The organism is Pseudomonas sp. GW456-E7, assembly GCF_059424105.1.
Genome location: NZ_JBWKZB010000099.1, coordinates 1 through 5482, shown reverse-complemented (window position 1 = coordinate 5482; position 5482 = coordinate 1). Strand labels below are relative to the sequence as shown.

Sequence of the window (5482 nt, the reverse complement as noted above, 5' to 3'; positions counted from 1 at the left end):
AGGCGGAGGCTTCAGCGGCGGTGGAGGCAGTTTCGGCGGGGGCGGTTCGTCCGGCGGCTGGTGATAATAAAAATGAGCAGGCATTTCACGACATGGCATTACTGACTGAACACGAACAACGCAAAGTCGCCGAGGCAATCGCCCGGGTCGAGCGCGACACCGACGCAGAACTGGTGACCGTGCTCGCGGCCCGCGCCGACGACTATGCGTACATCCCGTTACTGTGGGCCAGCCTGCTGGCGCTGCTGGGGCCGGGTATCGTGCATTACCTCACCGGTTGGCTGACCCTGCACAGCCTGCTGCTGGTGCAATGGGCCATCTTCATCGTCCTGTGCCTGGTGTTTCGTCTGCCGAAAGTCACTACCCATCTGGTCCCGCGCTCGGTGCGCCACTGGCGCGCCTCGAACCTGGCGCGCCGGCAGTTCCTGGAGCAGAACCTGCACCACACCGAAGGCAGCACCGGTGTACTGATTTTCGTCTCCGAAGCCGAGCGTTATGTGGAGATTCTGGTGGATGAAGGCATTTCCAGTCGCCTGGACAACAAGAACTGGGATGCCATCGTCGCCACCTTCACCCAACAGGTGAAGCAGGGGCAGACGTTGCAGGGTTTTGTCAGCTGCATCGAAGCCTGCGGCGAGCTGCTCAAGGTGCACGTGCCCGTGACCCATGTACGCAATGAACTGCCGAACCGCTTGGTGGTACTCGGCTAACTGCTCCCTGGCATTGTGTAGCGCTCGCCGCTACAACTCCCGTCAATTGTCCCGGTTCGGCCTTGTCGTCAGTATTTCTCTCCAACAGTGGACGCCCAGTGACGGGCGTTCCCGCGAAGAGGGATTCTTATGGCAACCCGACAATCGATTGACTCTTTGGCACGTGCAGCCAATGGCGCTGGGGGAAGCAAGCCCAAGGCGAAACTGACGGCGAAAGAAACGCAAATCCTGATGTGGTGTTTCAAGGGCAAAACTTCCTGGGAAATCGCCAGGATCGAGAATTGCACGGAATCAACCGTCAATTTTCACTTCGCCAATATTCGCCGAAAGTTCGACGTCAGCTCTCGCACTTGCGCATTGCTCAAAGCGATCGAGTCGGGCGCGATCATCGTGGACTCGGTCGTTGCGCGAGGTGCGCATGAGCCTGACTGATTCGGCCTACAACGGCATCAATGGCCTCATGTTGGGAATGGGGATTGCAACGCTGCCAGTGGTCAATGGCGAGGTACTGTTCGGTGCGATGCTCGGCGCGTGGCTGGTCACCACCACTCGCACCAGCTTCAAGGCCTGGCAGCGCATCGGTTCCTGGTTACTGTCCGCGGGTGTCGGTTACCTCTTTACGCCTGTCGCACATCCGCTGGCGCCATTTCTGACAGAAGGTGTAACGGCCTTTCTTTGCGCACTGATCGTTATTCCCATCAGCATCAAACTCATGCAATGGATCGATGGTGCCGGTATCGGCGACATCATTCGACACCTGAGAGGGCGAAGATGAGAGGCCGTGAATGGGGTTGCATTGATATCCGGGACGGGCGTTTTTTGAAGCCACAGTTCATCAGGTTTCATTCGAAGGTTTGAGTGTTGCCAGGATGGTGGCCATTTCGGAAAGCCTGAGTTCCATATCACGCAGTCGTTGCTTTTCCTCGAGTGCGTTTTGTATGGCGCCGCGGTCTTTTTCGTCGAGCAACCGCCAGAGCGCGAGAATGGTGTTTTCCCGTGTTGTGTTTTCCTGAGCAGTCTCCGAAGTATCAGTAATTGTTTGCCTCAAAATCGGCCCTTCGCCCAGTAACAGCCAGTCAAGGGATATTCCGCGGGCTTGCGCGATTTCTACGCATAATGAGTAAGGTGTGCTGTCGCGGCCTCGCCAGCTACTCAGGGTTTGCGGACTGATCTGTAGCGCGGAAGCTAAAGAAGCATCGGTTTTTGTACCGGTAACTTGCTTTAGACGAGCCAGAACAGCTTGTGATTTTTTGCTACGCAATTTGAGCCGCTTCCTTTTGACATATGCTTTTTGAGTGCCTAATTTATGCGTAATGAGTACTTTTTTTCTTGTAAGTAATCAATCATCAAAGATGAGTCAGAAGAATACGATGTCGAAACTTCCTAATGGTATCAGGGGGATTTCCTACGAGCATGGCTCGACCCCATTACGCGTCTGCCCGATGCAGTTCCTTATGCCTGGCAGACACTGTTCGCAAGCCCGGAACGCCGCGATGAACGCCTCAAGCAGTATTGCGTTTGATCAGGTTGATTGCCACCCAATGACCCTCGGGATTCAAGTATGAGTACTTATAAAATGGTGTGCCCGCACTGCTTGAGCCGGATGCGCATCCGCACCAGCGAAGGCCGTCATATTTTCCTGCGGGTGGCGTATCTGCAATGCACGTCGGAAGCTTGTGGTTGGTCCGTACGTGCCGAATTTGAAATGACCCATGAGCTTTCGCCCAGCGGCATGCCCAATCCGGCCGTACGCCTGCCTTGCGCCGGACCCGATTTGCGCCGTGCCTCCCGGCCTGTTGCCGTCAGTCCTGACACGACACAAGTGCCGCAGGAGACTTGAGCATGAAGGTTACCGATGAAAATGCAGGTCTGAATGAGGAGTTATTGGCTATTGCCCAGGCGTTTCTGCGGCGTCATGAAAGTGAAGGGGGGATCGATGATCAAGTCCTGTTTTGTCGCGCGGTGAAGCATCTGCAGAATATGGATGTACCGATGTTCCTGGCCGAAAGGCTGGTCAGCCGTGCCTATGGCGTACTCAAGTCGTGCAACGACCGTCGGCGCCTGGACATCGACGCAAGTTCCGAAACGGTCGCCGTGGTGACTGACCCTGTCAATGGCCTGACCTGGGCGGTGCCAGTGGGGCTGATCGTCAAACACATCATTAATTCACCGGGCAATCGCAAGCTTCGCCTGGTGGAACCCTGAGGCTTCAACGGTTTATCGAGGTCCTGGGCTGCGTGACTGGGACCTGCCACAAAATAACCCCGTGCCCAAAGTCCTCGTCCCCCTTAAAATACCGGCATTCTCCGATTTGCATCGCCTGAGGCCGTTTTTCCATGTCCGTCACCGCCACTCCCGCCAGCCTCGCGCCGGATCATCACGCCCAGTTCATCGAGCTGCTGCAAGCCAGCCTCGAGCACAATGCGTTCATCAAACTGGTGCTGGCCAAGTACGCGGGCGATGAAACGGACCTGCAGCGGATCATTATCAAGCCGGTGACGGTCAAGGCGCAGCCTTGCCTGTCTTTCGTCTATCGCTACAAGACCCGCGATATCACCAAGAACCTGCCGCTGGCCGAAGGCGTGGCGAGCATTGCCGGGTTGCTGCCGGCGTCGTTCAAAAATGCGCATTTGTTGTCGTTGACCGACGAAGCCCAGCTCGAATACAGCAAAAAGGGCAAGTCATCGCTGTTCAAGAGCAAACCTCAACAATTGCGCGAAGTGCCATCGGCCGAGCACAACCGTGAGAAAAACCGCTTTCTTGACCTGAGCCGGCCGTTTCTCGCCGACCTGGGGGTGACCAACAAGCAGCATGAACTGATCCCGGCGATGTCGCGCAAGTGGAAGCAGATCAACAAGTTCATCGAAGTGTTCAGCCATGCACTGACCTCGTCACCCCTGGCCCTGGACAAACCGGTGCGTGTGGCGGATTTCGGTTCGGGCAAGGGTTACCTGACCTTCGCCATCCACGATTACCTGCGAAATACCTTGAAAGCTGAAGGCGAAGTGACCGGTGTCGAGCTGCGTGAAGACATGGTCACCCTGTGCAACACCGCAGCCGCCAGGCTTGAGCACCCCGGCCTGGTGTTCAAGTGCGGAGACGTGCGCAGCGTGGCGCCGAGCGAGCTGGACGTGATGATCGCCCTGCATGCCTGCGATATCGCCACCGACTATGCGATCCACACCGGTATCCGTTCCGGCGCGTCGATCATCATGTGCTCGCCGTGCTGCCACAAACAGATCCGCCTGCAAATCCAGAGCCCGGCGCTGCTCAAGCCGATGCTGCAATACGGCTTGCACCTGGGTCAGCAGGCGGAGATGGTCACCGACAGTTTGCGCGCGTTGTTCCTGGAGGCCTGCGGCTACGAGACCAAGGTGTTCGAGTTCATCTCGCTGGACCACACCAACAAGAACAAGATGATCCTGGCGGTCAAGCGCGCCGAGCCGGTGGAGCCGGCCCAGCTATTGGCAAAGATTCAGGAGCTGAAGGATTTTTACCACATCAGCGAGCATTGCCTGGAAACGTTGCTGCGCGCTGACGGTTACCTTTGATCCTGTGGGAGCGAGCTTGCTCGCGATGGCGGATTTACAGTCGACAAATGTGTTGAATGTGATGTCCCCATCGCGAGCAAGCTCGCTCCCACATTATTGGGTCTGACCGCTGTCTTGCGCCCCAGCATCACCGTCATAATGACCCCGGCGGCAAACAGCCAGGTAATCGGCTCCACTTGTTCACCGAAGAACAACGCCGAAAAGGCGATGGTGAAGAAGATCTGCAGCAGCTGAATCTGGCTGACCCGGGCAATGCCGCCCATGGCCAGCCCGGCGTACCAGGCGAAGAAGCCGATGAACTGCGAAAACAGCGAGACATAACCGAAGGCCCACCAGGTCCTGGCGGAAATCCCGCCCTGGTGTTGCAGCGCCAGATACACCACCGGGCCGATCAATAGCGGCGTCGACAGTACCAGCGCCCAGCAGATCACCTGCCAGCCGCCCATCTCCTTGGCCAGTCGGCCTCCCTCGGCGTAGCCCAGTCCGCCCACGGCAATGGCGCCAAGCATCAGCAGGTCACCGGCCTGAATGCTGCCGGCACCGCTGATCAGCGCATAACCGAGCACCAGCGCACTGCCCAATGCGGCGCAGGCCCAGAACGCTTTCGAAGGCCGTTCATGGGACAGCCACGCGGCGTACAGCGCCACGCACAGCGGCTGCAAACCATTGACCAGCGCGCCGTGGGACGCCGGCAAGGTTTGCATGGCCCAGGCCGACAGCACCGGGAAACCGAGGATCACCCCGGCCATCACCAGCGTCAGGCCTTTGACCTGTTTCCAGGTCGGCCATTTTTCCCGGTGCCACAGCAACAGCAACGCCGCCGGAACGGCCGCAAACAGCGCCCGGCCCAGGCCGTTGAGCAGCGGGTGGAGTTCCTGCACGACGATCCGCGTGAAGGGCAGGGTGAGGCTGAAGATCACAACGCCGAGCAGGCCAAGGGCCATGCCGGTGTTTTCGCGCGAGGACATGATGGCAACCAGAATATGGGGTGATGGGGTAAGGCTCCATAAAGCCATAAACCATGGGTTTCCGCTGTTACAGCTAGGCACAGACTTATCCGTACAGTTTGCGGGCCTCTTCGCGAGCAAGTCGGATCGCCGCACCGCCGCTCCCACATTGGAATGCGTTCCCCCTGTGGGAGCGGGCTTGAACTGGTCAACTAATTTTGGACACCAGTTACGGTTTCATGCCGCCAGTTTCTCCATAGCTACCGGCGACCGG

The 5482-nt window shown here is 57.9% G+C and carries 8 protein-coding genes; 6 read left to right on the top strand and 2 right to left on the bottom strand.

The genetic code is table 11. The features are described from left to right. Window positions 1-92: 92 nt before the first annotated feature. The 3 genes from AC07YV_RS29600 to AC07YV_RS29590 all read left to right on the top strand — a co-directional run bounded on the left by AC07YV_RS29600 (window position 93) and on the right by AC07YV_RS29590 (window position 1485). Window positions 93-710, top strand: a complete 618-nt coding sequence (locus AC07YV_RS29600; protein WP_102702800.1) for a TPM domain-containing protein — start codon at window positions 93-95, stop codon at window positions 708-710. Window positions 711-839: 129 nt separating this feature from the next. Beyond that, window positions 840-1142, top strand: coding sequence for a helix-turn-helix domain-containing protein (locus AC07YV_RS29595; RefSeq protein WP_102702801.1), 303 nt, complete (start codon window positions 840-842; stop codon window positions 1140-1142). After that, window positions 1129-1485, top strand: coding sequence for a putative holin (locus AC07YV_RS29590; protein WP_102702802.1), 357 nt, complete (start codon window positions 1129-1131; stop codon window positions 1483-1485). Before AC07YV_RS29595 ends, AC07YV_RS29590 begins: the two co-directional genes overlap by 14 nt. Window positions 1486-1545: 60 nt before the next feature. Here the strand turns inward: AC07YV_RS29590 and AC07YV_RS29585 are convergent, their stop codons facing one another. Then, on the bottom strand, window positions 1546-1971 hold the full coding sequence (locus AC07YV_RS29585; RefSeq protein WP_173900874.1) for a helix-turn-helix domain-containing protein: 426 nt from the start codon (window positions 1969-1971) through the stop codon (window positions 1546-1548). 300 nt (window positions 1972-2271) lie between these two features. Between AC07YV_RS29585 and AC07YV_RS29580 the strand changes: the two genes are divergently transcribed. From AC07YV_RS29580 to AC07YV_RS29570, 3 genes are all read left to right on the top strand, one after another. Beyond that, window positions 2272-2550 (top strand): Ogr/Delta-like zinc finger protein, encoded by a 279-nt coding sequence (locus AC07YV_RS29580; RefSeq protein ID WP_102702803.1) that lies wholly within the window; start codon window positions 2272-2274, stop codon window positions 2548-2550. Window positions 2551-2552: 2 nt separating this feature from the next. Then, window positions 2553-2915: a hypothetical protein gene (locus AC07YV_RS29575; protein ID WP_102702804.1), complete on the top strand. Its 363-nt coding sequence runs from the start codon at window positions 2553-2555 to the stop codon at window positions 2913-2915. Between the two features lie 131 nt (window positions 2916-3046). After that, entirely contained in the window at window positions 3047-4261 is a 1215-nt protein-coding gene (locus AC07YV_RS29570; RefSeq protein WP_015093876.1) for a class I SAM-dependent methyltransferase, read from the top strand. Here the strand turns inward: AC07YV_RS29570 and AC07YV_RS29565 are convergent. Continuing rightward, window positions 4252-5229 carry a DMT family transporter gene (locus AC07YV_RS29565; RefSeq protein WP_102702805.1) on the bottom strand — a complete coding sequence of 326 codons (978 nt, stop codon included), beginning with the start codon at window positions 5227-5229 and terminating at the stop codon, window positions 4252-4254. The genes AC07YV_RS29570 and AC07YV_RS29565 overlap by 10 nt on opposite strands. Window positions 5230-5482 lie beyond the last annotated feature (253 nt).

Coding starts and splice junctions, on each gene's coding strand:
- AC07YV_RS29590 (WP_102702802.1), top strand. CDS start 1,129: ATGAGCCTGACTGATTCGGCCTACAACGGCATCAATGGCCTCATGTTG.
- AC07YV_RS29565 (WP_102702805.1), bottom strand. CDS start 5,229: ATGTCCTCGCGCGAAAACACCGGCATGGCCCTTGGCCTGCTCGGCGTT.
- AC07YV_RS29575 (WP_102702804.1), top strand. CDS start 2,553: ATGAAGGTTACCGATGAAAATGCAGGTCTGAATGAGGAGTTATTGGCT.
- AC07YV_RS29595 (WP_102702801.1), top strand. CDS start 840: ATGGCAACCCGACAATCGATTGACTCTTTGGCACGTGCAGCCAATGGC.
- AC07YV_RS29600 (WP_102702800.1), top strand. CDS start 93: ATGGCATTACTGACTGAACACGAACAACGCAAAGTCGCCGAGGCAATC.
- AC07YV_RS29570 (WP_015093876.1), top strand. CDS start 3,047: ATGTCCGTCACCGCCACTCCCGCCAGCCTCGCGCCGGATCATCACGCC.
- AC07YV_RS29580 (WP_102702803.1), top strand. CDS start 2,272: ATGAGTACTTATAAAATGGTGTGCCCGCACTGCTTGAGCCGGATGCGC.